This window comes from Neptunomonas qingdaonensis, assembly GCF_900113275.1.
Taxonomy (GTDB): domain Bacteria; phylum Pseudomonadota; class Gammaproteobacteria; order Pseudomonadales; family Balneatricaceae; genus Neptunomonas; species Neptunomonas qingdaonensis.
In genome coordinates, this window is the sequence record NZ_FOOU01000001.1 from 595,787 (window position 1) to 619,372 (window position 23,586).

At 46.5% G+C, this 23,586-nt stretch carries 24 protein-coding genes; 20 read left to right on the forward strand and 4 right to left on the reverse strand.

Annotated elements, in window-relative coordinates; translation table 11 throughout:
- Window positions 1-17: 17 nt before the first annotated feature.
- Entirely contained in the window at window positions 18-1,676 is a 1,659-nt protein-coding gene (recN, locus tag BM099_RS02695; RefSeq protein ID WP_090723992.1) for a DNA repair protein RecN, read from the reverse strand.
- Window positions 1,677-1,866: 190 nt separating this feature from the next.
- Between recN and grpE the strand changes: the two genes are divergently transcribed.
- The 6 genes from grpE to BM099_RS02725 all read left to right on the forward strand — a co-directional run bounded on the left by grpE (window position 1,867) and on the right by BM099_RS02725 (window position 7,976).
- Window positions 1,867-2,481 (forward strand): nucleotide exchange factor GrpE, encoded by a 615-nt coding sequence (gene grpE, locus BM099_RS02700; RefSeq protein ID WP_090723994.1) that lies wholly within the window; start codon window positions 1,867-1,869, stop codon window positions 2,479-2,481.
- 113 nt (window positions 2,482-2,594) lie between these two features.
- Window positions 2,595-4,514, forward strand: a complete 1,920-nt coding sequence (gene dnaK / locus BM099_RS02705; RefSeq protein WP_090723996.1) for a molecular chaperone DnaK — start codon at window positions 2,595-2,597, stop codon at window positions 4,512-4,514.
- Window positions 4,515-4,625: 111 nt separating this feature from the next.
- Complete coding sequence (gene dnaJ, locus BM099_RS02710) at window positions 4,626-5,744, forward strand: molecular chaperone DnaJ (RefSeq protein ID WP_090723998.1); 1,119 nt, start codon at window positions 4,626-4,628, stop codon at window positions 5,742-5,744.
- Between the two features lie 46 nt (window positions 5,745-5,790).
- Window positions 5,791-6,594: a serine O-acetyltransferase gene (gene cysE / locus BM099_RS02715; RefSeq protein WP_090724000.1), complete on the forward strand. Its 804-nt coding sequence runs from the start codon at window positions 5,791-5,793 to the stop codon at window positions 6,592-6,594.
- Window positions 6,595-6,621: 27 nt separating this feature from the next.
- On the forward strand, window positions 6,622-7,425 hold the full coding sequence (gene dapB, locus BM099_RS02720) for a 4-hydroxy-tetrahydrodipicolinate reductase (protein ID WP_198064068.1): 804 nt from the start codon (window positions 6,622-6,624) through the stop codon (window positions 7,423-7,425).
- 161 nt (window positions 7,426-7,586) lie between these two features.
- The gene (locus BM099_RS02725; RefSeq protein WP_090724003.1) at window positions 7,587-7,976 is read left to right on the forward strand and encodes a DUF3461 family protein; all 390 of its coding nucleotides are present in this window, start codon (window positions 7,587-7,589) and stop codon (window positions 7,974-7,976) included.
- 28 nt (window positions 7,977-8,004) lie between these two features.
- Here the strand turns inward: BM099_RS02725 and BM099_RS02730 are convergent, their stop codons facing one another.
- Window positions 8,005-8,628, reverse strand: a complete 624-nt coding sequence (locus BM099_RS02730) for a hypothetical protein (RefSeq protein ID WP_090724005.1) — start codon at window positions 8,626-8,628, stop codon at window positions 8,005-8,007.
- 191 nt (window positions 8,629-8,819) lie between these two features.
- On the opposite strand from BM099_RS02730, the gene BM099_RS02735 reads away from it, so the two are divergent.
- The 11 genes from BM099_RS02735 to BM099_RS02785 all read left to right on the forward strand — a co-directional run bounded on the left by BM099_RS02735 (window position 8,820) and on the right by BM099_RS02785 (window position 18,854).
- Entirely contained in the window at window positions 8,820-9,131 is a 312-nt protein-coding gene (locus tag BM099_RS02735) for a YqfO family protein (protein ID WP_090724007.1), read from the forward strand.
- Between the two features lie 169 nt (window positions 9,132-9,300).
- The gene (locus BM099_RS02740) at window positions 9,301-10,656 is read left to right on the forward strand and encodes a V-type ATP synthase subunit B (RefSeq protein WP_090724010.1); all 1,356 of its coding nucleotides are present in this window, start codon (window positions 9,301-9,303) and stop codon (window positions 10,654-10,656) included.
- Window positions 10,637-11,251, forward strand: coding sequence for a V-type ATP synthase subunit D (locus tag BM099_RS02745; protein WP_090724015.1), 615 nt, complete (start codon window positions 10,637-10,639; stop codon window positions 11,249-11,251). Before BM099_RS02740 ends, BM099_RS02745 begins: the two co-directional genes overlap by 20 nt.
- Window positions 11,248-13,041, forward strand: coding sequence for a V-type ATP synthase subunit I (locus BM099_RS02750; RefSeq protein ID WP_090724017.1), 1,794 nt, complete (start codon window positions 11,248-11,250; stop codon window positions 13,039-13,041). The genes BM099_RS02745 and BM099_RS02750 overlap by 4 nt, the downstream gene beginning before the upstream one ends.
- A 2-nt stretch (window positions 13,042-13,043) precedes the next feature.
- Window positions 13,044-13,490: an ATP synthase subunit C gene (locus tag BM099_RS02755; RefSeq protein WP_090724020.1), complete on the forward strand. Its 447-nt coding sequence runs from the start codon at window positions 13,044-13,046 to the stop codon at window positions 13,488-13,490.
- A gap of 83 nt (window positions 13,491-13,573) precedes the next feature.
- A complete protein-coding gene (locus BM099_RS02760) occupies window positions 13,574-14,251 on the forward strand; it encodes a hypothetical protein (RefSeq protein WP_090724022.1) in 678 nt (225 codons plus the stop codon).
- A 12-nt stretch (window positions 14,252-14,263) separates the two neighbouring features.
- Entirely contained in the window at window positions 14,264-14,965 is a 702-nt protein-coding gene (locus BM099_RS02765; protein ID WP_090724025.1) for a DUF2764 family protein, read from the forward strand.
- Entirely contained in the window at window positions 14,962-16,848 is a 1,887-nt protein-coding gene (locus BM099_RS02770; protein ID WP_090724027.1) for a V-type ATP synthase subunit A, read from the forward strand. Before BM099_RS02765 ends, BM099_RS02770 begins: the two co-directional genes overlap by 4 nt.
- Window positions 16,849-17,019: 171 nt before the next feature.
- Window positions 17,020-17,934, forward strand: coding sequence for a DMT family transporter (locus BM099_RS02775; RefSeq protein ID WP_090724029.1), 915 nt, complete (start codon window positions 17,020-17,022; stop codon window positions 17,932-17,934).
- Between the two features lie 130 nt (window positions 17,935-18,064).
- Window positions 18,065-18,658, forward strand: coding sequence for a CoA pyrophosphatase (locus BM099_RS02780; RefSeq protein WP_090724031.1), 594 nt, complete (start codon window positions 18,065-18,067; stop codon window positions 18,656-18,658).
- Entirely contained in the window at window positions 18,648-18,854 is a 207-nt protein-coding gene (locus BM099_RS02785; protein ID WP_198064067.1) for a DUF1289 domain-containing protein, read from the forward strand. Before BM099_RS02780 ends, BM099_RS02785 begins: the two co-directional genes overlap by 11 nt.
- A gap of 80 nt (window positions 18,855-18,934) precedes the next feature.
- On the opposite strand, the gene BM099_RS02790 is transcribed toward BM099_RS02785, so the two are convergent.
- Together BM099_RS02790 and BM099_RS02795 are read right to left on the reverse strand one after the other, a co-directional pair.
- The gene (locus BM099_RS02790) at window positions 18,935-20,194 is read right to left on the reverse strand and encodes an HlyC/CorC family transporter (protein ID WP_090724034.1); all 1,260 of its coding nucleotides are present in this window, start codon (window positions 20,192-20,194) and stop codon (window positions 18,935-18,937) included.
- A gap of 75 nt (window positions 20,195-20,269) precedes the next feature.
- Complete coding sequence (locus BM099_RS02795; RefSeq protein WP_090724037.1) at window positions 20,270-21,058, reverse strand: cytochrome C assembly family protein; 789 nt, start codon at window positions 21,056-21,058, stop codon at window positions 20,270-20,272.
- A 188-nt stretch (window positions 21,059-21,246) separates the two neighbouring features.
- Between BM099_RS02795 and ffh the strand changes: the two genes are divergently transcribed.
- The 3 genes from ffh (at window position 21,247) to rimM (ending at window position 23,583) form a co-directional block, all read left to right on the forward strand.
- Window positions 21,247-22,629, forward strand: coding sequence for a signal recognition particle protein (gene ffh / locus BM099_RS02800; protein WP_090724039.1), 1,383 nt, complete (start codon window positions 21,247-21,249; stop codon window positions 22,627-22,629).
- Between the two features lie 144 nt (window positions 22,630-22,773).
- Complete coding sequence (rpsP, locus tag BM099_RS02805; protein ID WP_090724042.1) at window positions 22,774-23,025, forward strand: 30S ribosomal protein S16; 252 nt, start codon at window positions 22,774-22,776, stop codon at window positions 23,023-23,025.
- 24 nt (window positions 23,026-23,049) lie between these two features.
- The gene (gene rimM / locus BM099_RS02810) at window positions 23,050-23,583 is read left to right on the forward strand and encodes a ribosome maturation factor RimM (protein WP_090724044.1); all 534 of its coding nucleotides are present in this window, start codon (window positions 23,050-23,052) and stop codon (window positions 23,581-23,583) included.
- Window positions 23,584-23,586 lie beyond the last annotated feature (3 nt).

A 23,586-nucleotide genomic window follows, 5' to 3' on the forward strand; every position in this document is an offset into this window, starting at 1 on the left:
CGTCGGTTTTTTTGGTTTCAATATCCCAGCATCTCTTTTGCGTGATCGATGGAGCGCTTAGTGACATCGATGCCGCCCAGCATGCGGGCAATCTCCTGGATGCGATCTTTTTTGGCAAGTGAGTTGATTTGGGTATGTGTGTTCTCTTTATCTGCACGTTTGCTGACAAACAGGTGTTGATGTCCTTGTGAGGCTACTTGTGGTTGGTGAGTGACGCACATGATTTGGGCACGCTCACCTAATTGTTTCAGCATGCGACCAACCACTTCAGCTATGGCGCCGCCAATACCAACATCGACTTCATCGAAGATCAGCGTGGGTGTGGTGGAGCTTTGCGCCGTAATCACCTGTATGGCCAAACTGATGCGGGACAGTTCTCCGCCGGATGCTATTTTGGCCAGTGGGCGTGCCGGTTGGCCTTTGTTGGTGGATATGAGGAATTCGATATCTTCTAAGCCGCTGGCCTGAGGTTTGTCTGTTTTGCTAAGGGATGCGGTAAAGCAGGCAGATGTCATTCCCAGCAGGTGAAGCTGCTCATTAATCTGACTGTTGATCTGAGTGGCTGCTTTATTACGCGATATGCTCAGTTGGTTTGCTGCGTTTTCATATTGCGAATAGAGTTGCTCCATTTCCTTGTTGAGCTGTGCGAGTATTTCATCAGAGTGCTGTAATGATTCAAGCTCAACTTTAAGTTGATGATGAAAGTCTGGCAGTGATTCAGGCTGCACTCTGTGTTTACGTGCAATTTCATAAATACAGGACAGGCGCTCTTCTGTTTCAATTAATCGCTCTGGGTTGATCTCTACACGATCCAGGTAATGGCGCAGCTCCTGGCTTGCCTCATCTATCTGTATCTGTGCGCTATTCAGTAATTCGGCGGCCTGTGCGATGGCGGGTGTCTGATCTTTCAGCTCAGCGAGAATCTGTATGGCATGATGCAGTAGTTGCACGCAATTTTCCTGCTCGCCTTCTGTCGTCAGTTCTAAGGCCTGGTGTCCATTCTGAAGAATGCTGCCTGCCTGGCTGAGGGTTTTTTGTTCCTCTTCCAGATGCTCTAGCTCGCCTTCTGTCATGCTGAGTTGGTTGAGTTCGTCCAACTGATAGCTGAGAAGCTGGATTTTGGCTTGCTGTTCATCATCCTGATTGAGCAGCTCTTCGAGGTGCTTCTGCTTTTTTTGCCAGACATGGTATAGGTTTTTAACCGTTTGGGCCTGCTGGGTGTTGCTGGCGAATTGGTCGAGAAGTTCGCGGTGATGTTCTTTTTTTAACAAACGCTGGTGTTCATGCTGCCCATGTATAGCAATCAGGTATTCGCCCAGCTCTTTTAAGGCATTGAGTGGGCAGGGTTGACCGTTGATATAGCTGCGTGAACGGCCTTCGCGGGTAATGACGCGTCTGATGATGCATTCATTGTCTTGATCAAGGTCCTGCTCTTTCAGCCAGTCTTGTGCCTCTTGCAGTGTGTCTATATTGAAGCTGGCAATGATTTCGGCGCGCTCAGCCCCTTGTCTGACACTGCCGCTATCGGCTCGATAACCCAGCGCAAGGCCTAGCGCGTCGAGCATGATGGACTTGCCCGCCCCGGTTTCGCCGCTGACCACAGTCATCCCTTTGCTGAGCTCCAGGTCGAGAGATTCAACGATAGCGTAGTTGCGGATAGTCAATTGTGTCAGCATAACCAGAGATCCATACATGTGTTTTTATACAGTAGTTTATTTATAAGGGATTTTTGTTTCAGGTGCAATCGTGTCTCTGCGGTTATGTTAAAAAAAAATCGGCTTAGGGTTGAGTTTACTGGCGTTAATCCCCATAAACATGGCATTCGATTTTCTAGTATTTTATGGCTGCTTGAGTTGGAGAGCCCCAATGGCAAATGACCAGACGACAAAAAATGAACAAGTGGTAAGCGACGACATTGATGCCGTAGCAGGAGAGGCTGAACAAGTATTGGAGGCGCAAGCTGAAGAAGTTGTGAATGCCGATGCAGCAAATAGTGGTGAGCAGGGCTCGGCTATTGATGAGTTGTCAAAACAGTTGGCAGCCGCTCAGCAAGAGGCCGCTGACCTTAAAGAACAGATGCTACGTGCGGCAGCTGATGTACAAAATGTACGTCGTCGTGCTGAGCAGGATGTTGAAAAAGCGCATAAGTTTGCACTGGATAAATTTGTAAATGAAATGCTGCCTATTGTCGATAGCCTCGAGCGTACGCTTGAAGCGTGTAATGTTGACGATGAGGCGACCAAAAGCTTGCGTGAAGGCGTTGAAATGACGCACGGGATGTTTATCAGCGGTTTGGCTAAATTTAAAGTGGAGCGAGTTGATCCGCAAGGTGAAGCATTCGACCCTGTTTTGCATCAGGCCATGTCGCTGGTCGATGCTCCGGATGCTAAACCAAATACCGTTGTAGCGGTTATGCAGAAAGGGTACACCCTGAATGGGCGTTTAGTTCGTCCGGCGATGGTGATGGTTTCAAAAAGTTAAAAAATCCTTAGTAAATGCCTTGAAATTGTACAAAACGTATCCATATAAAGGGCATACAGATTTTAACAGATTTATAGCTCACGCAATGAGCTGAGAACTTCGGAGAGAAAAACATGGGTAAAATTATTGGTATAGATTTGGGTACGACCAACTCTTGTGTGGCAGTTCTGGATGGCGGTAAAACACGCGTGATCGAAAACGCTGAAGGTGATCGTACAACCCCTTCTATTATCGCCTATGCCGAAGATGAAATTTTGGTCGGTCAGTCTGCAAAGCGTCAGGCTGTAACTAACCCGCATAACACTCTATATGCTATTAAGCGTCTGATCGGACGTCGCTTTAAAGATGATGTTGTGCAGAAAGATATCAGCATGGTGCCGTACAAAATTATCGAAGCTGATAATGGCGATGCATGGGTGCAGGTAAGAGATAAAAAAATGGCACCGCCACAGATCTCTGCTGAAATCCTGAAGAAAATGAAGAAAACAGCAGAAGACTACCTGGGTGAAGAAGTAACCGGTGCCGTTATCACGGTTCCAGCTTACTTTAATGACTCTCAGCGTCAGGCGACTAAAGATGCGGGTAAGATCGCAGGGTTGGACGTTAAGCGTATTATCAACGAGCCAACTGCCGCAGCACTGGCATACGGTATGGACCAGTCTAAAGGCGATAAAACAATCGCTGTTTATGACTTGGGTGGTGGTACTTTCGACATCTCTATCATCGAAATCGCTGATGTAGATGGTGAGCACCAGTTCGAAGTATTGGCGACTAACGGTGATACTTTCCTTGGTGGTGAAGATTTCGATATGCGTTTGATCGAATACTTGGCTGCTGAGTTCAAGAAAGAGTCTGGTATTGATCTGCACAATGATCCATTGGCACTGCAGCGCTTGAAAGAAGCGGCAGAAAAAGCAAAAGTTGAGCTGTCTACTTCGCAGTCTACTGATGTGAACCTGCCTTATATTACGGCTGATGCAAGCGGTCCTAAGCATTTGAACGTGAAAATTACTCGTTCAAAACTGGAATCTCTGGTTGAAGAATTAGTCACAAACTCGATCAACCCTTGCCGTATCGCGCTGAAAGATGCTGGCCTGAGCGCTTCTGATATCGACGAAGTAATCTTGGTGGGTGGTCAGACACGTATGCCTTTGGTTCAGCAGGTTGTTGCTGACTTCTTTGGCAAAGAAGCACGTAAAGATGTTAACCCGGATGAAGCGGTAGCCGTAGGCGCAGCGATTCAGGGTGCGGTATTGTCAGGTGATGTTAAAGATGTTCTGTTGTTAGATGTAACTCCGCTAACGCTGGGTATCGAGACAATGGGTGGTATCGCCACTTCATTGATCGACAAGAACACGACTATCCCGACTAAGAAGTCTCAGATCTTCTCTACAGCAGATGATAACCAGAATGCGGTAACCATCCATGTGGTACAGGGTGAGCGTAAGCAGGCGTCACAGAACAAATCTCTGGGCCGTTTTGACTTGGCAGACATTCCACCGGCACAGCGTGGTATCCCGCAGATTGAAGTAACCTTCGATCTGGATGCTAACGGTATTCTGAACGTGTCGGCTAAAGATAAAGCAACGGGTAAAGAGCAGTCTATTATCATCAAAGCCTCTTCAGGTTTAAGTGATGAAGAAGTTGAGCAGATGGTGCGTGACGCGGAAGCGAATGCTGATGCGGATAAACTCTTCGAAGAGTTAACGCAGGCACGTAACCATGGTGATGCGATGGTTCACTCTGCGAAGAAAACGCTGAAAGAAGGTGGCGATAAAGCAACTGAAGAAGAGAAAACAGCGATTGAAGCTGCGATCACTGATTTGGAAACGGCACTCAAAGCGGATGATAAAGCTGATATCGATAGTAAAACTGAAGCGCTGACTGCTGTTGTTTCTGCTCTGGCAGAAAAAATGTATGCAGACGCGGCTAAGCAAGGTGAAGGCGCTGCTGAAGAAGCCAGCCCTGAAAAAGATACTGCCGATGACGCTGTCGATGCTGAGTTTGAAGAAGTAAAGGATGACAAGAAGTAAGATCTTTCTTACCCCTTGTGATTACTGAAGTGTGACAGCGCGGGCGTTAGCCCGCGTTGTTGTGTCCGGCTCCCGGCGGGAGCTAACCGCTGCAAGAGACTTTTTCCGGATATGTCTAAGCAAGATTATTATGAAATTTTAGGTGTTGATCGTAACGCAAATGATCGGGATATTAAAAAGGCGTTTCGTCGTCAGGCGATGAAACACCACCCGGATCGTAACCCTGATGATGCATCGGCAGAAGCAAAGTTCAAAGAGCTGAACGAAGCCTATGAAGTGCTTTCGGATGCGCAGAAAAAAGCAGCCTATGATCAGTATGGTCATGCCGGTGTCGATCCCAGTATGCGTGGCGGTGGCGGCTTTGATGGCGGCTTCTCTGACGTTTTTGGTGACGTTTTCGGTGATATATTTGGCGGAGGTGGCGGCGGCCGTCGTAGCTCCGTTCAACGTGGTGCTGACCTTCGTTACACGATGGATCTCTCGCTTGAAGAAGCGGTGCGTGGTGTTGAAAAAACCATTAAAGTACCTACATTAGTTCCTTGTGAACCCTGTGATGGCAGTGGCGCTAAAAAAGGCACCTCGGCTAAAACATGTAGCACTTGTGGCGGTGTGGGTCAGGTGCGTATGCAGCAGGGGTTCTTCTCCGTGCAGCAGACCTGTCCAACGTGTCGCGGCGAAGGTAAAGTAATCAGCGATCCATGTAATAGCTGTCATGGCCAGGGACGTGTTGAGAAAACCAAAACATTGTCCGTTAAGATTCCAGCGGGTGTGGATACGGGCGATCGTATTCGTTTGTCAGGTGAAGGTGAAGCTGGCAGCCACGGAGGCCCGGCCGGTGATCTTTATGTTCAGGTGAGTGTGCGTGAGCATGCCATCTTTGAACGTGATGGCCGACATCTATACTGCGAAGTCCCTATCAGCTTTATCGATGCTGCTTTGGGTGGTGAGCTCGAAGTGCCGACGCTGAATGGTCGCGTAAAACTGAAAGTTCCTGCTGAAACTCAAACGGGTAAACTTTTCCGCTTACGTGGTAAAGGTGTGGCTCCGGTTCGAGGCGGTGGCGCAGGTGACCTGATGGTTAAAGTCGTGGTAGAAACCCCTGTCAATCTTAATAGTCGTCAAAAAGAACTGCTACGCGAGTTCCAGGAAACGACTGAAGAAGGGCATAGAAAACATAGTCCAAAGAGGCACTCCTTCTTTGATTCTGTGAAAAAGTTTTTCGAAGATTGATGTAAATCGGGCCGCCTAGCGGCCCGAGTTGTCTGGAGTGTTACCAATGACGAATCTAACGACAGAACCTGCTGAGTTGTGGCTAAGTATTCAGGAAGAAGCAAAAACTGAAGTTGCGAAAGAACCTTGCCTCGCTAGTTTTTACCACTCTTGTATTATTAATCATTCTGATCTGAAATCAGCGTTATCTTACCTTTTGGCCAGCAAGTTAGCGGATGATGTGATGTCGTCGTTATTACTGCGCGAATTGTTTGAGAAAGCGATGGATTCAGATCCTGAGATAATTATCGCGGCGTGTCACGATATTATTGCAGTCAGAATGCGTGACCCTGCGGTAGTGCATTGCTCGACAGTGCTGCTTTATCTGAAAGGTTTTCATGCCTTGCAAGCACATCGGGTAGCCCATTGGTTCTGGCATCAGGGCCGTCGTTCGATGGCGTCGTATATCCAAAGTCGTGTCAGCACTATGTGTCAGGTAGATATACACCCGGCTGCCAAAATTGGTCATGGGGTTATGTTTGATCATGCGACAGGTATTGTGGTGGGTGAAACCTGTGTGATCGAGAACGATGTGTCTATTTTACAGTCCGTTACCCTGGGTGGTACGGGCAATGAAAGCGGTGATCGTCATCCGAAGATTCGCGAAGGTGTATTGATCGGCGCGGGTGCTAAAATTTTAGGTAATATCGAAGTTGGCAAGGGCGCTAAAGTCGGTGGGGGCAGTGTTGTGCTGGAAGATGTGCCATGTCATACCACGGTGGTGGGTGTTCCTGCGCATGTGGTAGGAACATCTGGATGCGATAAACCTGCATTCAATATGAATCAGCGCATCGACCTGGGAAAAAAATAGCAACGGCGCTCAGAACAGGGGAAGAATATGATGAGAATTGCAGTAATGGGTGCCGCCGGGCGTATGGGTAAGGCCTTGATCGAAGCCGTGTGCCAGGCACCTGGTGTGAGTTTGACAGCGGCGGTCGTGCAACCCGGAAGTTCGTTAGTCGGTGCCGACGCTGGGGAGTTAGCGGGTGTCGGTAAGCTGGATGTTCGTCTGGTTGATAAATTAGCGTCAGTGAAAGATGATTTTGATCTGCTGATAGACTTTACTTCACCAGAAGCGACGATGACTAATTTGGATTTTTGTGCGGCGCATGCTAAAAAAATCGTCATTGGTACAACAGGCTTAACCGATAACCAGAAGCTACATCTGGCAGCGCGTGCTAAGGAAACAGCCGTCGTGTTTGCGCCCAACATGAGTGTTGGTGTGAATGTCTGCTTCAAGGTTCTGGATCTTGTGGCGCGTACATTAGGTGATGATTACGATGTTGAAGTAATAGAAACGCATCATCGTCATAAAGTCGATTCTCCGTCAGGTACGGCATTACGTTTGGGCGAAGTGGTCGCCGATGCTTTAGGCCGTGATCTTAAAGAGTGTGCTGTGTATGGCCGTGAAGGCAAAACCGGAGCACGCACGCAGAAAGAGATTGGTTTTGAAACGATCCGTGCGGGCGATGTGGTAGGTGATCATACGGTATTGTTTGCCACTGAAGGCGAGCGCATCGAGATTACGCATAAAGCCAGCAGTCGAATGACCTTCGCTAAAGGTGCAGTGCGCGCAGCGGCTTGGCTGGATACACAATCAACCGGGCAATTTGATATGCAGGATGTATTGGGTCTGCGTTAATGCCTGTTGCGTTAACTATTTTAAGGCCGCTCATGAGCGGCTTTTTTTATATGAGCTAATATACTATTTTTAATGCAGATTTTTAGTTTCCTTTAGTGAATTTTTTTCTTATGGTGCTTTATACTTTGGTTTGATAAGAAAAACAGTGGAGTGGTAGGGATATGTCAGCTGAGAAATTTCCAACATTAACAGAAATGGGTATTGATGAGACTTCTGATATCGAGCGTTATACCTCTCGTATTGAAGGGGATGTAGATATTCTGAAAATCTATTTCCATCGCCATCAGGGCGATTGGATGACAAAAAGTAAAAAGTTTAAATTCAAGCGTATGCATAAAAATATGCGTGTCAATGAAGGTCGTGTTCCTTATATCGCTACGACCGAATCGTCGCCGTACTTTTTACGCGCTGTAGGCGAGCTGGATCAGTTAGTCAGTGCAGATAAAACAACGCAATCACGTAAGGCTAAATTGCTGGATGATATTGATCATCTGGAAAAAGTCGTTGCACGGAAAATCGAAGATATCCGTCGTCAAATCGACGAGATGTGATTCGTTAGTCGGTATCGCTTTTTCGCTTTTAGTTGTATGAGGAGGCTGGGATGATATCTAACTGTGTTGTATAGATAATTTCACAGGCTCCTGCACCAATATCTTCGCGGCTCATTGACGTGCGCCAGAAGTATCCGTCCTGACTTTGTATATCGACCAGTTGTCCTGATAGCCGGATGATATCGCCTTCCTCAATGCGTGATAATTGCTTCTCTACCGTTGGATTTGCCGGAATGATATGCATGTTCGCCGCATTTCGCTCTATTTCACGGCGTGGGATAGGGAGTTTGTCCGTTTTCCAATGAAACCAGCGGCCACTTTGTGAGATCTGTATCTGCTCTGTTACCTGAGGGTTTGCCATTGCCCCCCAGCCAAGCGCAAGATCCATAGGTGATAGATCGGACTCCCTTCCCAATCGATAGCGTTCTTTACTGAGTAAGCGCGCCGCAAGGTGGATTTCTGCTTTAGGCTGCAGTGTGTATTCTTTTATCTGGAAGGCTTGCGCATTTTGCGCCTCTTTTTGAATGGGCGTCGCCAGTGATGCTGCCAGCGGTTGTACGCGGGGTGTTTGATCTATAGACGTATGGTTATCGGGTGCCAGCCAGATAAAAAACAAAACGATAGCGACTAGAACGCTTAAAAGTCTGAACATGCGTGACCCATGTAATTAACGTTTATCTATTATAGTGTAAAGATGCCGATTTTTTCTGATCAGTACAGATTTCGCGTGAGCTGTGTAATGTATAAACGCGATTTAAATTCTTCTAATGATGCACTTGCACAATGGATGAGCAATGTCTTATGTTATAGGTCAATGCAGTGGTTTGTGATGTGAGTTAGTTTATGTATCAACTTGTGTTTTATGTTCCCGAGTCACATAGAGAGGCTGTTAAAACAGCGCTATTTGCAGAAGGAGCGGGTCGTATCGGTGATTATGATTCCTGCTGTTGGCAAGTGCAGGGGCAAGGTCAGTTTCGCCCGGTGGAGGGTAGCCAGCCGTTTATCGGACAACAGGGGCAGTTAGAAAAGCTGGCCGAATGGAAAGTAGAAATGGTGTGTGAGGATCATCTGATTAAAGCGGTGGTAAAAACACTCAAGGCCGCTCATCCCTATGAGGAGGTCGCCTATCGCGTTTATCGACTGGCTGACGTGTGAACAAGAGTGTAAACCAGAGTGTCATCAATATCTGTGATTTTATTAAAAACTGCTTTTGCATTAAAAATAGCGAATACGGGAAATGCCTGTTACTCAAAGTAGCGGTCTTACCCGATAAATCTGGTGACTGAGTTTCTTAATTGTAGAAGGCATGAGGATGGATAGATAAATGGACTTAGGGTTCACTTCCTATAAAGGCATAGCGAGCATTGTCGGCGATATCATCAACTTACGCGTGTCTGATGTGGCGGCTATGAGTACACCGCCGAGAAACCGAGACCTGGCAATTATTGAACAAAACGGCGAGTTTTTTTCGTTAGCGCAGATCATCAAGTTGTCCGATGACTTAGTGTCATTACAGGCATTTTCCGGAACCAAAGGTTTGTCCAATAATGCATCGGTGCGTTTTTTGGGTGAAACCATGCAGGCCATTTATTCTGAAAATATTTTCGGTCGTATTTTTAATGGCTCTGGCGTGCCTATCGATAACGGACCTGGTTTAACTCAGGAGCCTAAGGTTGCCATTAATGGCCCGACAGTAAACCCGACAGCGCGTGTGCTTGCTTCGCGGATGATTCGTACTAACGTCCCGATGATTGATGTATTTAACTGTCTTGTTGAAAGCCAGAAGATTCCTATTTTTTCGGTTGCCGGAGAGCCTTTTAATAAATTTTTAGGACGTATTGGTGTGCAGGCGGATGCTGATGTCGTCATTTTTGCAGGCTTAGGTTTGATTTTTGATGATTACTACGGCTTCAAAAAAATGTTTGAAGATGCCGGCGTAATGTCGCGAACTGTTATGTATGTCAATCTTGCATCTGATCCGGTCGTAGAGCGATTAATGGTGCCTGATCTCGCATTAGCGGTAGCCGAAAAGCTGGCGGTTGAAGAGGGTAAACGCGTATTGGTGTTGATGACGGATATGACGGCTTACGCCGATGCTATGAAAGAAATTGGTATCGCGATGGAACATATCCCATCTAATCGTGGCTATATGGGGGATTTATACTCTCAATTGGCGCGTCGTTACGAGAAAGCCTGCGACTTCAGAGGCGCGGGTTCGGTGACCATATTATCTGTGACTACCATGCCGGGAAATGATGTGACACATCCGGTACCTGACAACACGGGATATATAACAGAGGGCCAGTTTTATTTACATAATGGTGTTATTGATCCGTTCGGTTCGTTATCTCGTCTTAAGCAGCATGTCATTGGTAAGCAGACCCGCGATGATCACAGCCAAATCATGAATACGATGATTCGCTATTACTCTGAAGGTGTTGAGGCCGAGCAGAAACAGGCGATGGCATTTGATTTGAGTGAGTTTGATCATAAATTATTGAAGTTCAGTCAGTTGTTTAAACAGCAATTTATGCGTCTTGATATTTCGATGGAACTGGAAGCCGCGCTTGATGCGTGCTGGGTATTGCTTGCTGAGTGTTTTGATAAAGAAGAAGTGGTCATTAAGCAGGCATTAAAGGACAAATATTGGGCAGGGACTGATGGCAAAGTTAGCGCTTAATAAAAGTGCCTTAAGTAAAGAAAAGCAGCGTAAAGCTGCCTATGGTCGCTATCTGCCATCGCTGGAGATGAAACAGAAGCAGCTGTTGCTGGAGCGAAAAAAAGCAGAGGAAGCGTTGCAGCAGCATGTGCATGATATTGAGTCTTTGGAAGCCTCCGTATATCAAAAGCTGCCGATGTTAGCCGTCGTCAATATTCAAATGGAGGGTTTGGTTGTTGTCGAAAGTTTTAAATTGGCTGAAGAAAACCTGTTAGGAACCAAAGTACCTGTTTTAGAGAGCATTCACTTCAAAAGAGCCGAATATGGCTATCTGATCCGTCCGCATTGGTTTGACGAACTAACCGTCTCACTAGAGAAAGTAATGCTGCTTAAAATGGAAGAGCAAGTGCTGCGGATCAGGCTTGAAAAACTGAAAGCGGCTGCACGAACCATTACTCAGCGGGTTAACCTGTTTTCAAAAGTGCTGATCCCCGAAGCTGAAGTCAATATAAAGAAAATAGGTCTTTTCTTATCAGATCAGGAAAGGGCGGGTGTTGTTCGCTCTAAGCTAGCTAAACAAAGAAAGCTGGTCGATATAGGAGAAGAGCAACTGTGAGCATAGCGACGTTAAAAAAACTGACGCTTATTGGCGAAATAAATGAAAAAAGCGCCATTATGGAGCAGTTTCAGACATTTGGATTAGCTCATCTTATTACACTGTCAGAGCAGACCTTAGATCAATCCACGGATGCGACCATCTACCTGCGAGAAGCATTAAGTTATTTAATGAGCGCACCCTTTAAAAGAAGAACGCAGATTCCATCTGAGTCGATTGAATTATCAGAAGTGATTGATCGGGTCATAAAAAACAAACATGACCGCGAAGATGTCATTGATGAAATTGAATTAATCACAGCGCGACAAAAAGAATTAAGCGTATGGGGCGATTTTGAATTTCCACCTCTGGATGAATTGAACCAGTATCGGGTTTGGCTTTATTTAGTGCCACTGAGCAAAGAAGCGCTGTTGAAAAAGGTTGAAATACCCTGGAAAATCATTAATAAAGACCACAAAAGTATCTATCTGGTAGTGATCTCCGTTGATGAGCCAGATGCAGAACAGGTGCCGTTTCCAAGAGCGCATATCGGGCCAAATTCCCTTTCCTGCCTGGCTAAATTAAAAAATGAGGCGTTAGTACGCTTAGAAGATTTGAATGCCGAGCGACAGTCACTAACCCGTTGGATAATGCCGCTTACGTTATCTTTGAATGACACTATTAATGCCCATGAACTGAAACTGGCTGAGCAGCTTGTTTTGAATTCTGGTGATTTTTTTGTTTTACAGTCCTGGTTGCCTGACGAAAGCAGGCCTGCTTTTGAAGCGTGGGCGCAAGGCTTGCCGGTTGCTTTTCAGCTTGATGCACCTGCTGCAAACGAGCTTCCGCCTACGCTATTGAAGAATGACAATATTATGGGAGGTGGGGAAGAAGCGGTCTCTTTCTTTCAGTTACCCGGGTATCGTTCCTGGGACCCTTCAATTGTCATTTTTTTCTCTTTTTTATTGTTCTTTTCAATGATTATGGCTGATGCAGGCTACGCGCTGGTATTGGGTGGCATTTTGTTGATCTGCTGGCAGAAGCTTAGTGGTAGTGAAACCACAATAAGAATTCGTAATCTGTGGTTGGCGCTGGTTGCAGCTGCGTTTGCTTATGGCGTGTTGGTGGGCAGTTACTTTGGTATTACACCCTCCGATGGAACGCTCCTGAGTCGCTTGCATGTGATTAATATGAACGATTTTTCATCAATGATGAAATTATCAATTGGTGCGGGTGTTTTGCATTTGGTGATTGCCAATAGCATGGTTGCGTGGGGGCGGCGCGCCTCGTTAGTCGCGCTTTCGTCCGTTGGCTGGGTGCTCAGCATTGTCGGTGCTTTTGCTTTATGGCTTAGCTACATGCGTGTTACTGATCTTGATGTAGCCGCTACGTTTTCTCTGAAAGTTGTGATTGCAGGGATCGTGCTTATTTTATTGTTTTCAGGTGAACGCAAACTGGATAGCGTAAAAAATTCATGCTTACAGTTATTTGACGGTTTTACGGCGTTATATGGTTTGTCTAAGGCGTTCGGTGACGTGCTTAGTTATATGCGCTTGTTCGCTCTTGGGTTATCCAGTGCCTCACTGGCCGTTACCTTTAATGATCTTGCGGTTGAGGCGAGAGACTCGGTGTCAGCGGGCGGGTTTATTTTGTTCGCGTTAATTATTGTCTTGGGTCACGGGTTAAATTTTGTGCTGGGTGTTATGAGTGGAGTGATTCATGGCTTGCGCCTGAATTTACTTGAATTTTACAACTGGGGTGTAAAAGGCGAAGGCTATCCCTTTAAAGCTTTTAAGAAACGAGGAGAGTAACAGTGGAACAATTCATAATTGCTTTAGGGTGGCTGGGTATATTTGCTCCCACAGCATTGGGCGCAATCGGTAGTAGTTGCGGGTGCGCGCGCGCGGGGCAAGCCGCCGCCGGTGCTTTGCTGGATACAGAGAGCGGTTATGGTAAATACATAGGTTTATCGGCCATGCCTTCCACACAGGTTATTCTGGGTATTGTCGTGATGTTTACGCTTAATCGTGAGCTTACCGTTGGCAACTCGCCGGGTATTTTTGCGATTGGTCTGCTGACCGGTTTGGCACTCATGATGAGTGCTATCTATCAGGGGCAGGCATTGGTTGCCGCGATTAATGCGGCTAAAAATAAACCTGAAATATTTGGTCTGGCGATTGCGCCTGCCGCGATTGTTGAAGGTTTTGCCGTATTCGCATTTGTTTTTGCATTAGTGCTGGCAGGTTCTCTGCCTGCTTAAATGATTACCCCCTTGGTTGTTTCCTGAATAAGGGAAAGCTGATAGTAGAGTTTACGCGCAAAGCTCAGGAATAAGAGGTCGATATGTCACAGTCTTTAGATACCCAACAGTCTGCCAGTGGCGTGCAGGAGCTCATTGATCAAATTCGGGAGAAAGGCGTCAATGCAGGTAAAACGCAAGGCACGCGAATTGTTGAAGATGCTGAGCAGCGAGCAGAATGGATTATTAAACAAGCCAAAGAAGAGGCTGCAGCGATTAAGAAAGAAGCCGATGCGAATTACCGTTTTGTCACAGAGGCTGGTCATGACGCATTGGCATTGGCATTCAGGGATATAAAGTTAAAGCTTAAAGATGAGCTGTCGGTTCAGTTCTCGGAACAGTTGCGTAAATTAGTTGAGAAAGAGCTGCAAGACCCGGACACACTCAAATTATTGCTTATCTCTGCCGTCTCTAAATTATCGATACCTGATGCCCCGCAAACCATTGTTTTACCTGATAAAGCAGTAGGGCTGAATGAACTGCGTGAAGATCCCAGTTCTCTTCAACAGGGGGCTTTGGTGGAGTTAGTGTCTGATACTGCCAGAAAGTTGTTAACTAAAGGTGTCGATATACGCCTTGATAGCAATATCAGCAGTGGACTTGTATTTTTGCTAAATGATGGCGAAGTGACAGTAGAAGTGACGGATGAATCACTCTCAAATATGTTGCTCAAGCATTTGCAGCCTCGCTTTAGAGCAATGCTTGAAGGGGTAGTGAGCTAGTGGTCGAAGCATATGATAAATCCTAACGTTAATGCAGACTATGTTGATTTGCTTTGCTCATTGCCTTATTTACATGATCCCTTTCATCGTCAGCGACCTCCCATTTCTGCCGTGCAGTTCAGGAAAAGGTTAAATATGCTCGACTTCGAGTCTCGCCAGCTGGTTGAGGAGCTGGCGGGAACCTTTTATTGGGGACGGCTTAAGCTTGAAGATACCGATGCAGAGCTGGTGCGCAAGGCGACACGTATTATTGAGGAGTTAGCATTACAGGATATTAAAGAGTGGCAGATGTGGCGAATGGATTTTCGTACGGTTATTGCCGCCCTGAGGCGTCGAAAACAGGGGCTTGCTGCGCCAGATAGCAAAACATTGTGGGGATATGGCCATTATGTCAGCCATATTCGTCGAAATTGGAATCATCCTACGTTTAAACTGGAATCGCGTTTTCCCTGGTTGCCTGAAGCAAAAGAGTTATTGGAATCAGGTGATAGTTATGGGCTGGAACGCCATCTAATGACGACTGCGTGGAATTATTACTCGCGCCAACAAGCAGATAGACCTTATTCATTTTCTGATGTCTGGCTTTATGCGGTGAAGTGGGATCTTGTTGATCGCTGGTGCTGTTATAACGCCGATGCTGCTAAACAACACTTTGAAGAACTTGTGCAGGCTGGCTTAAAGCAGTCAATCGAAGAACTGAGGGCAATGGCATGAATCAGGAAATATCAGAATTAAACACTATTAATGCCACGGCGCGGGTTGTCTCGGTTAGTGATGATGTCGTTACCATTGAAACGATAGGCAAAGGCGCAGGAGAAGTGATTACACCGCTGGTTAAAAATGAAGTTGTGTTTATTTGCCCGCAGAAAACACCTGGCAGTAAGCAGGAGAAACTGAAAGCTGAGGTGCTGCGGGTGAGAGGGCGCCGCGCCGATGTTCAGGTGTATGAAGATACCACCGGTGTCGCCATTGGCGACCCCATAGAGCAAAGCGGAGAAATGCTCTCAGTAGAGCTTGGGCCTGGTTTGCTGAGCCAGGTTTATGATGGGCTACAAAACCCGTTACACCGCTTAGAGGCGATGAATGGACGCTTTCTTCTTCGTGGTGAAGTGGCTGCTGCACTGGATCGAAATGCTAAATGGGCCTTTGTGGCTAAACGTCGTGTAAAGGATAAACTTAAGCCCGGTGATGTTTTAGGCACGGTACAAGAAGGACGTTTTACTCATAAGATTATGCTGCCGTTTTTGCTTAGGGGTGTGCATACCATCGAATGGATTCAGGAGGGAACGTTTCCCGTTGAAACCGTTATCGCAAGATTGCGTGATGAAAAAGGCCGGCTTCACGAGGTGTCTATGCTACAGCGATGGCCGGTGCGTATTCCTCTGCCGGTTAATCTAATCAAAAATGGCAGCAGTGAGCGTAAATTTCCAACGCAGCCCATCATAACCACCCTGCGTCTTATCGATACGTTTTTTCCTATCGCTAAAGGCGGCACTGGATGTATTCCCGGGCCATTTGGTGCGGGGAAAACGGTTTTGCAAAACCTGATTTCCCGCTACTCTGATGTTGATATTGTGATTGTAGTGGCTTGTGGTGAGCGTGCTGGTGAGGTAGTTGAAACCATTACCGAATTTCCCAAACTACAGGACCCTCATACCGGCGGTACGTTAATGGACCGTACTATCATTATTTGTAATACCTCTTCGATGCCGGTTGCTGCCCGGGAAGCCTCCATTTATACGGGAGTAACCCTTGGCGAATACTATCGTCAAATGGGGTACGAAGTATTGCTAATTGCCGACTCTACCTCCCGCTGGGCACAGGCAATGCGTGAAACCTCGGGTCGCTTAGAGGAGATTCCTGGCGAAGAAGCCTTTCCAGCTTACCTTGAGTCTTCAATTCGTAATTTATATGAGCGAGCGGGCGTCATCCGTACCAATGATAACAGCGAGGGTTCTTTAACCTTGATCGGCACGGTTTCACCTGCGGGGGGGAACTTTGAAGAACCGGTGACGCAGGGAACCCTGAATACCGTTAAGACTTTTTTGGGGCTGAGTTATGATCGTGCCTACAAACGTTTTTATCCGGCAGTAGATCCTCTGCAGTCCTGGAGCCGGTACACCGAGCAGCTTACACCGTGGTTTCTAGAAAATATGGGGCCCTCCTGGCTGGATGGCGTGGCGCATATCAATCAGTTGCTGATCAGAGGCGATGAAATATCGAGAATGATGCAGGTGACGGGTGAGGAAGGCGTCAGTCAGGCTGATTTCGTTACCGAGCAAAAAGCAACCTTAGTCGATATGGTTTATTTACAGCAGGATGCCTTTGATGATGTGGATGTTTCAACTGATATTGAACGGCAGAAAAGCAGCTTTTCGTTGCTGGTTAAAATAGTTGATACTCCGATGCTGTTTCAATCAAAAGCAGACGCCCGCCGTTGGTTTAGTCGTATGACTGACACCTTTAAGAATTTAAATTACTCACCAATGAGCAGTGAAGATCACAAGAAGTATTCAGATCAAATCGCTTCCTTGTTAGCAGAAGCTATTGGAAAAATATCAGCTGCGGAAAAACCCCCTAAGGAAGTGGCTGAATAACCATTATTCATCAGATGCCTACGGCTGTTAATAGAGACTCTCTTTGGTTGTCATACGGGTTCGGTTGTCGCTGATTAATTCTGCTAATGCTCATCAATAATTATTTGATAGGCAACAGGCGATAACCAGACGGTAAAAGAGTATCGTTCAGCGTTTTGGTTTGAGGTTACTATGCTGGGTCGTTGGGTTCCTGCGGTCAGTCTTTTTCTGGCTATGTTTTTGTGGGCAAGTTCATTTATTGCGTTGAAAATTGCTTTTTCGTTTTACGATCCCATGGTCGTTATTTTCGGGCGTATGCTGGTAGCTGCTGCCTGTTTCATATTTTTTCTGAAGTATTTAATACGCTTTACCTACCAAAAAGGAGACTGGCGGCTACTGTTGTTGATGGTGATATGCGAGCCTTGCCTATATTTCTTATTTGAAGCGCATGCCCTGCAAAATACCAGTGCGGCTCAAGCTGGTATGATCACCTCACTGGCTCCGCTTTTAGTCGGTATCGGCGCACTCTATTTTCTGCGTGAAAAGCTGTCACAACAAGCGTGGCTGGGGTTTTCGGTAGCAGTGGTCGGCGCTGTTTGGTTGAGTCTTGCCGGGACCCGGACGGACGATGCTCCCAATCCGCTGCTGGGTAACTTTCTTGAGCTCTGTGCGATGGTATGTGCGACGGGGTACACTTTATGCCTTAAGCATCTCTCGCAGCGTTACTCTACATGGTTCCTTACTGCGCTGCAGGCGTTTTGCGGTAGCATTTTCTTTCTTCCTTTTTTGCCCTTTTCGGGCGAAGGCGCTGTATGGGGCTTGTCATGGAAATGGGAAGGAATATGGGCAATACTTTATTTAGGAATCCTAATTAATATTGGTGCATATGGACTCTATAATCTGGGTGTATCAAAGATCAAAGCAGCAGAGGCATCAGCCTATATTAATCTTATTCCTGTGTTTACCTTATTGATGGCATATATGGTGTTGAACGAAACCTTTAATGTTCAGCAGATGTGCGCAGCGGCTTTGGTGTTAGGGGGTGTATTTCTGAGTCAGTGGAAAATGCCCGCTAAGGTTAAGGAAGCGGATGCTTCAATGGTCTGATGAGTGTGATAATCAAAAGTCATGATGCCGAGTTGAAGGTGCGTTTTACAGGGAAATAAGCTAGAACGCGGTTATTTTAATCAGGATAGCGGAGTATCATAAAACGAGAGAGTTATTGGTAAAAAATATTATGTTAGATCAATTACGAGAGAAACTAAGTCGGTATCAGGCCCGTCGTTTTGATAGTCTGGTGCCGCAGGCGAGTGTCCTGATCGCATTAACAGATAGCGATGACCCGCATGTGATATTAACAAAGCGCGCGGCGAGTTTATCGACGCATGGTGGTGAAATAGCGTTTCCGGGCGGGCGGCATGATTTAACCGATCCTGATCTGTTGTTTACCGCATTACGCGAAGCACATGAAGAGGTTGGTTTGCTACCTGAAGATGTTGAGGTGCTGGCTCCTCTGGGTCAGGTGATGTCTAAGCATCAGTTGCAAGTGACTCCCTGGGTCGGTATTGTGCCTGCCTCCATACAGTTAACGCCAAGTCCGGATGAAATAGAAAGCATATTTACTGTACCTTTGCGTTTCTTTCTGGAGGATCAGCGTCATCATACCGACCAGATACGCTTTAAAGGGATGACGCATTTCGTGCCTGCCTATGAGTATGATGGGCACATTATCTGGGGCTTAACGGCTTATATGTTGATTGAGTTACTTAACATTGGGTTTGATGCGGACATTCCCATGAAACCGCGTCCAGAACATCATCATGAGTGTTAAAGAGAAAATGAGCGAGCAGAAAAACCTTGTACGTAACCCTTGCATGGGGGTATGCGCGTTAGATAAAGATGATCTTTGTATCGCGTGCCGTCGCAGCGGTATGGAAATAGCGGAGTGGGGCGTGCTGAGTAATGAGCAGCGTCGGGAAGTGATTAAAAAGATTGAACGTCGTTACAAAGGCGAAATCTGCTACTAAGGTAAGGCCCTGCAACGTATATAAGACAACACAAGTCGCGGGTCAGGCGCTTGTGTTGTGATGGTAAAGTAGGCCGCTCTTTAGCGTGGTAGTGCTACTAGTCGTGCTGTTTTGATCAGGTTGTCTGTCATTTGCAGCGTTTCGACGCGATAACCATTGATGCTCAGGCACACATTGGCATCAGGAATGGATTCTAGTGTTTCTATAATCAGGCCGTTCAGGGTTTTAGGTCCGTTTGTAGGCAGGTTCCATGATAGTGATTTATTGATATCTCTTATAAAAGCGGATGCTTCAATAATGTAACTGTCATCATCCTGTGGGTGAATATCCGCATTTTCTGCGCGATGGTGGGCAGAAAGCTCGCCGACAATCTCCTCAAGAATATCTTCTAAGGTAGCGATACCTAGTACGTCACCATATTCATCAACCACCAGGCCTATACGGCGACTTTCTTTCTGGAAATTCAGAAGCTGAGTCTGTAAAGGCGTGCTTTCTGGAATGAAGTAAGGTTCGTGGACCACTTGAAGAATGGAGGCTTTTGTAACATTGCCCTGCTGAATTAACTGCGCCAGATTACGCATGTGTAAGATACCAACCACTTTGTTGATATCACCGTTATAAACGGGCAGGCGTGTATGGCTTGTGGTGGATAATCGGCAAAGGATGTCATCAAGTTCGAAATCGAGATCGATCCCCTGAATATCATTCTTAGGAATCATGATGTCGTCTACTGTTACATCATTCAGTTCCAAAACGCCGAGTAACATGGATTGCTTGCGCTTGGGTAGTAATGCTCCGGCTTCATGAACCAGAGTCCGGAGCTCTTCTGTGCTGAGGTTGTGATTGCTGTTGCCATCGGGGCTGAGGCCACAAAGCTTAAGTAAGCCGTTGGTAATGCCATTAACAATCCAGACCAGTGGGTAGGTCAGGGTTAATAGCGGTGTGAGAATGTAAGCGGCAGGAAAAGCAATTTTTTCCGGATACAGTGCGGCGACTGTTTTGGGGGAAACTTCTGCAAAAATCAGAATGATAATGGTCAGCGATGCTGTGGCAATGACGATACCTGCGTCGCCCCATAAACGCACAGCAATCACGGTAGCTATCGCCGATGCTAAAATATTGACGAAGTTGTTACCTATCAGAATGACGCCGATTAAACGATCGGGGCGTTCGAGTAGTTTGCTGGCTTTGCGTGCACCACTGTGGTGTTGTTTGACGAGATGTTTTAATCGATATCGATTAAGCGACATCATGCCTGTTTCTGAACTGGAAAAAAAAGCCGAGCATAGAATCAGGAAGCAAAGTACCCCCAAAAGAAAACTTATTGATGCGTCTTCCAAAACCGTCGCCTATCATTACTAATTGGATGTATATTCTCAGTGCGCGCTGAGGGCGTGTCAAGCGGTTGAGGTCGTCTAAAAGTCAATAATGTCCAAAACCAACTTGGATCCAAAAAAGCCGAGCATCAGCAGGAAAAATCCGCTGACTGTCCATCGGACGGCGCGATGGCTTCTCCAGCCAAGTACGCTGCGTCCCCAGAGTAAGATTGCGTACAGAATCCAGGCCATAATGGAGAGTATAGTTTTGTGTGCGAGGTGCTGTGCAAACAGGTTATCTAAAAATAGAAAGCCGGTTATCAGAGAGGCTGTTAGCAGAATCATTCCTATCCATATCATCTCAAAAAGCAGTCGCTCCATGGTTTGAAGTGGTGGAAGAGAGGCGACCAGGCCACGGGTATGATGTTGTTTCAGGGCGTGATCCTGTTTGGATAATAAAAAGGCCTGGAAGGTGGCAATGGTGAAGACGCTGTAAGCCAGGATGGATAGCAGGATATGAACGATTAATCCGCCTTGGTAAATTTTGGCGATTCCAAGATTAGGTCCCCAGACAGAAAGTGCAGCGTTCAATGCTGCCATGGGCAGTATACCAATGAAGAGGTTCTCAATCGGATGGCGAAGACTGCTAAAAAGGACCACGACGGCGACCAGCCAGGCGACTAAGGAGCCGGCGATAAAAAAGCCGAGGTTGATGCCGTTGGGCTGATGAAGCACTGAATACACGGAAAATGTGTGAAAAATAACGCCGGTTGCCGCAATAATTTTAATTAAGGCGGAACTTTTCGTTTGTTTTTTTAATGCCTGGAATTGCAGGGTGGTAGCAATCAGATACAAAAATACAGCTATTAGCGTAGACAGGGTGAGCATCTTTTTCTCCTAAAGAAGAGTAGTTTGGCATAAATAAACGGAGGTTGAAATATGGGGGTGTGGCCTTGAACGTCACTGCGCTATAATGTCGCCAAAGTTTTATGAATTCAGGGTTTAGCTCTGCTTAATGATTTTGATACCGAGTGGTGTGTTCATTGGGGTAGGGTCCAGTCTTTTTAGAGGCAACTATGTTTGAAAATCTGTCAGAACGTTTAACGAAAACGCTGCGTGCGGTGACTGGGCAGGCAAAGCTCACTGAAGATAATATCAAAGACACTTTACGTGAAGTACGTATGGCGTTGCTTGAAGCCGATGTCGCGCTGCCTGTCGTTAAAGAATTTGTTAATTGTGTTAAAGAGCGTGCTGTTGGTCAGGAAGTTTCAAAAAGTCTGACGCCGGGTCAGGTCTTCGTCAAAATTGTCAACGAAGAGCTGGTGCGAGTAATGGGTGAGGCCAATGAAGGCCTTAATCTAGCGGCGGTACCTCCGGCGGTTGTCTTAATGGCAGGTCTTCAGGGGGCGGGTAAAACCACCTCTGTTGCAAAACTGTCGTTATTGCTGAAAGACCGGGAAAAGAAAAAAGTACTAGTGGTGTCGGCAGATGTTTATCGTCCTGCTGCTATTAAACAGTTGCAGGTGCTGGCCAGTGAGGTCGGTGTCGATTTCTTTCCATCCTCCGCTGACCAGGATCCTGTTGCTATAGTGCAAGCAGCGATTCAGCACGCCAAAATTCAAAATTATGATGTACTGCTGGTAGATACGGCGGGGCGTTTGCATGTCGATAATGACATGATGGATGAAATTAAGCGTTTGCATAAAGCGATTAATCCGGTTGAAACCCTTTTTGTTGTCGATGCCATGACCGGGCAGGATGCTGCTAATACAGCGCGTGCGTTTAATGACGTATTGCCTCTGACCGGTGTGATACTGACGAAAGCCGATGGTGATGCCCGTGGCGGTGCTGCATTATCCGTGCGTCATATCACCGGTAAGCCGATTAAGTTTATCGGTATGGGTGAAAAAGTCGAAGCACTTGAGCCTTTTCATCCGGATCGTCTTGCATCGCGTATATTGGGTATGGGTGATGTGCTTTCTCTTATTGAGGAAGCTGAGCGCAAAATTGATAAAGATAAAGCGGAAAAGTTCGCAGCTAAGATCAAAAAAGGTAAAGGATTTGATCTGGAGGATTTTCGTGAACAGCTCCAGCAGATGAAAAATATGGGCGGCATGATGGGGATGCTGGATAAAATGCCGGGTATGGGGCAGTTGGCGCAGGCTGCCGACGCCACAAAAGCGGAGAAAGGCATGGGGCAGATGGAAGTTATCATCAACTCTATGACCCCGGGCGAGCGTCGTAATCCGGATATTATCAGTGGTTCACGCAAAAAACGTATCGCGATGGGATCCGGTACGCAGATCCAGGATGTTAACCGCCTGCTGAAGCAGCATAAGCAAATGTCTAAAATGATGAAGAAGTTTTCCGGCAAAGGCGGCATGACTAAAATGATGCGTGGCATGAAAGGAATGTTGCCTCCGGGTATGGGTGGCGGCCCTGGTGGATTTCCACGATAAAGAATAAACAGATTTTCTTTCCAATGGAGGCGCATTCACGTAGAATGCGCCCCTGAATTTATTTTGGCCCGACTGGAACAATATTCAGTTGGTAATGCAACGCTGGGCGATATCAAAACCCACGCAATATAAAGGGATTAACGTATGGTCACTATTCGTTTGTCACGTGGCGGCGCTAAAAAGCGTCCTTTCTATCAATTAACAGTAGCTGATTCTCGTAATGCACGCGATGGTCGCTTTATTGAGCGTATCGGTTTCTTCAACCCATCAGCTCGTGGTCAGGAAGAGCGTCTGCGCTTGGATCTGGAACGCGTTGAATACTGGACTAGTAAAGGCGCACAGCTTTCTGAGCGTGTTGCACAGTTAGTAAAAGAAGCTAAAAAAGCTGCTCAGTAATTTATATAGTAGCTGGATAGGTCAATGAGCCGTAATACAAATAATGATGTTACTGTAATCGGCCAGATTACCTCGGTTTATGGTGTCAAAGGTTGGGTAAAAATCTTTTCTCACACTGAACCGATGGATAGTATTCTGACTTATTCACCGTGGTTGACCAAAGTTGATGGTCAATGGAAGCCTCTTAAAGTAGAAGCTGCAAAGCAACACGGTAAAGGCTTTATAGCAAAGCTGGCTGGTATTAATGATCGTGATGTTGCCCGCAAATTCTGCGGTGTGGATATTGCGATTGAAACTTCACTCTTGCCGTCATTGGAAGAGGGGGAGTTTTACTGGAGCCAGCTGGAAAATCTGACAGTTTATACACTTTCTGGCCAACTGCTGGGGCGTGTGAGTCATCTGATGGAAACCGGTGCTAACGATGTAATCATCGTTAAAGGTGATGCGGAAAGTATAGATCGCCGTGAACGGATGATCCCTTATCTGCCCGATCAGGTGATAAAAGAAATTGACCTGGAATCAGGTACGATGCGGATCGATTGGGATCCGGAGTTCTAAACC

Bases quoted from the DNA above. Each gene is read 5' to 3' on its own strand.
- dnaJ (WP_090723998.1), top strand. From the start codon at position 4,626: ATGTCTAAGCAAGATTATTATGAAATTTTAGGTGTTGATCGTAACGCA.
- dnaK (WP_090723996.1), top strand. From the start codon at position 2,595: ATGGGTAAAATTATTGGTATAGATTTGGGTACGACCAACTCTTGTGTG.
- BM099_RS02780 (WP_090724031.1), top strand. From the start codon at position 18,065: ATGTTAGATCAATTACGAGAGAAACTAAGTCGGTATCAGGCCCGTCGT.
- ffh (WP_090724039.1), top strand. From the start codon at position 21,247: ATGTTTGAAAATCTGTCAGAACGTTTAACGAAAACGCTGCGTGCGGTG.
- BM099_RS02765 (WP_090724025.1), top strand. From the start codon at position 14,264: ATGATAAATCCTAACGTTAATGCAGACTATGTTGATTTGCTTTGCTCA.
- BM099_RS02760 (WP_090724022.1), top strand. From the start codon at position 13,574: ATGTCACAGTCTTTAGATACCCAACAGTCTGCCAGTGGCGTGCAGGAG.
- BM099_RS02730 (WP_090724005.1), bottom strand. From the start codon at position 8,628: ATGTTCAGACTTTTAAGCGTTCTAGTCGCTATCGTTTTGTTTTTTATC.
- rimM (WP_090724044.1), top strand. From the start codon at position 23,050: ATGAGCCGTAATACAAATAATGATGTTACTGTAATCGGCCAGATTACC.
- BM099_RS02770 (WP_090724027.1), top strand. From the start codon at position 14,962: ATGAATCAGGAAATATCAGAATTAAACACTATTAATGCCACGGCGCGG.
- recN (WP_090723992.1), bottom strand. From the start codon at position 1,676: ATGCTGACACAATTGACTATCCGCAACTACGCTATCGTTGAATCTCTC.
- rpsP (WP_090724042.1), top strand. From the start codon at position 22,774: ATGGTCACTATTCGTTTGTCACGTGGCGGCGCTAAAAAGCGTCCTTTC.
- BM099_RS02735 (WP_090724007.1), top strand. From the start codon at position 8,820: ATGTATCAACTTGTGTTTTATGTTCCCGAGTCACATAGAGAGGCTGTT.
- BM099_RS02745 (WP_090724015.1), top strand. From the start codon at position 10,637: ATGGCAAAGTTAGCGCTTAATAAAAGTGCCTTAAGTAAAGAAAAGCAG.
- dapB (WP_198064068.1), top strand. From the start codon at position 6,622: ATGATGAGAATTGCAGTAATGGGTGCCGCCGGGCGTATGGGTAAGGCC.
- cysE (WP_090724000.1), top strand. From the start codon at position 5,791: ATGACGAATCTAACGACAGAACCTGCTGAGTTGTGGCTAAGTATTCAG.
- BM099_RS02725 (WP_090724003.1), top strand. From the start codon at position 7,587: ATGTCAGCTGAGAAATTTCCAACATTAACAGAAATGGGTATTGATGAG.
- BM099_RS02740 (WP_090724010.1), top strand. From the start codon at position 9,301: ATGGACTTAGGGTTCACTTCCTATAAAGGCATAGCGAGCATTGTCGGC.
- BM099_RS02785 (WP_198064067.1), top strand. From the start codon at position 18,648: ATGAGTGTTAAAGAGAAAATGAGCGAGCAGAAAAACCTTGTACGTAAC.
- grpE (WP_090723994.1), top strand. From the start codon at position 1,867: ATGGCAAATGACCAGACGACAAAAAATGAACAAGTGGTAAGCGACGAC.
- BM099_RS02775 (WP_090724029.1), top strand. From the start codon at position 17,020: ATGCTGGGTCGTTGGGTTCCTGCGGTCAGTCTTTTTCTGGCTATGTTT.
- BM099_RS02795 (WP_090724037.1), bottom strand. From the start codon at position 21,058: ATGCTCACCCTGTCTACGCTAATAGCTGTATTTTTGTATCTGATTGCT.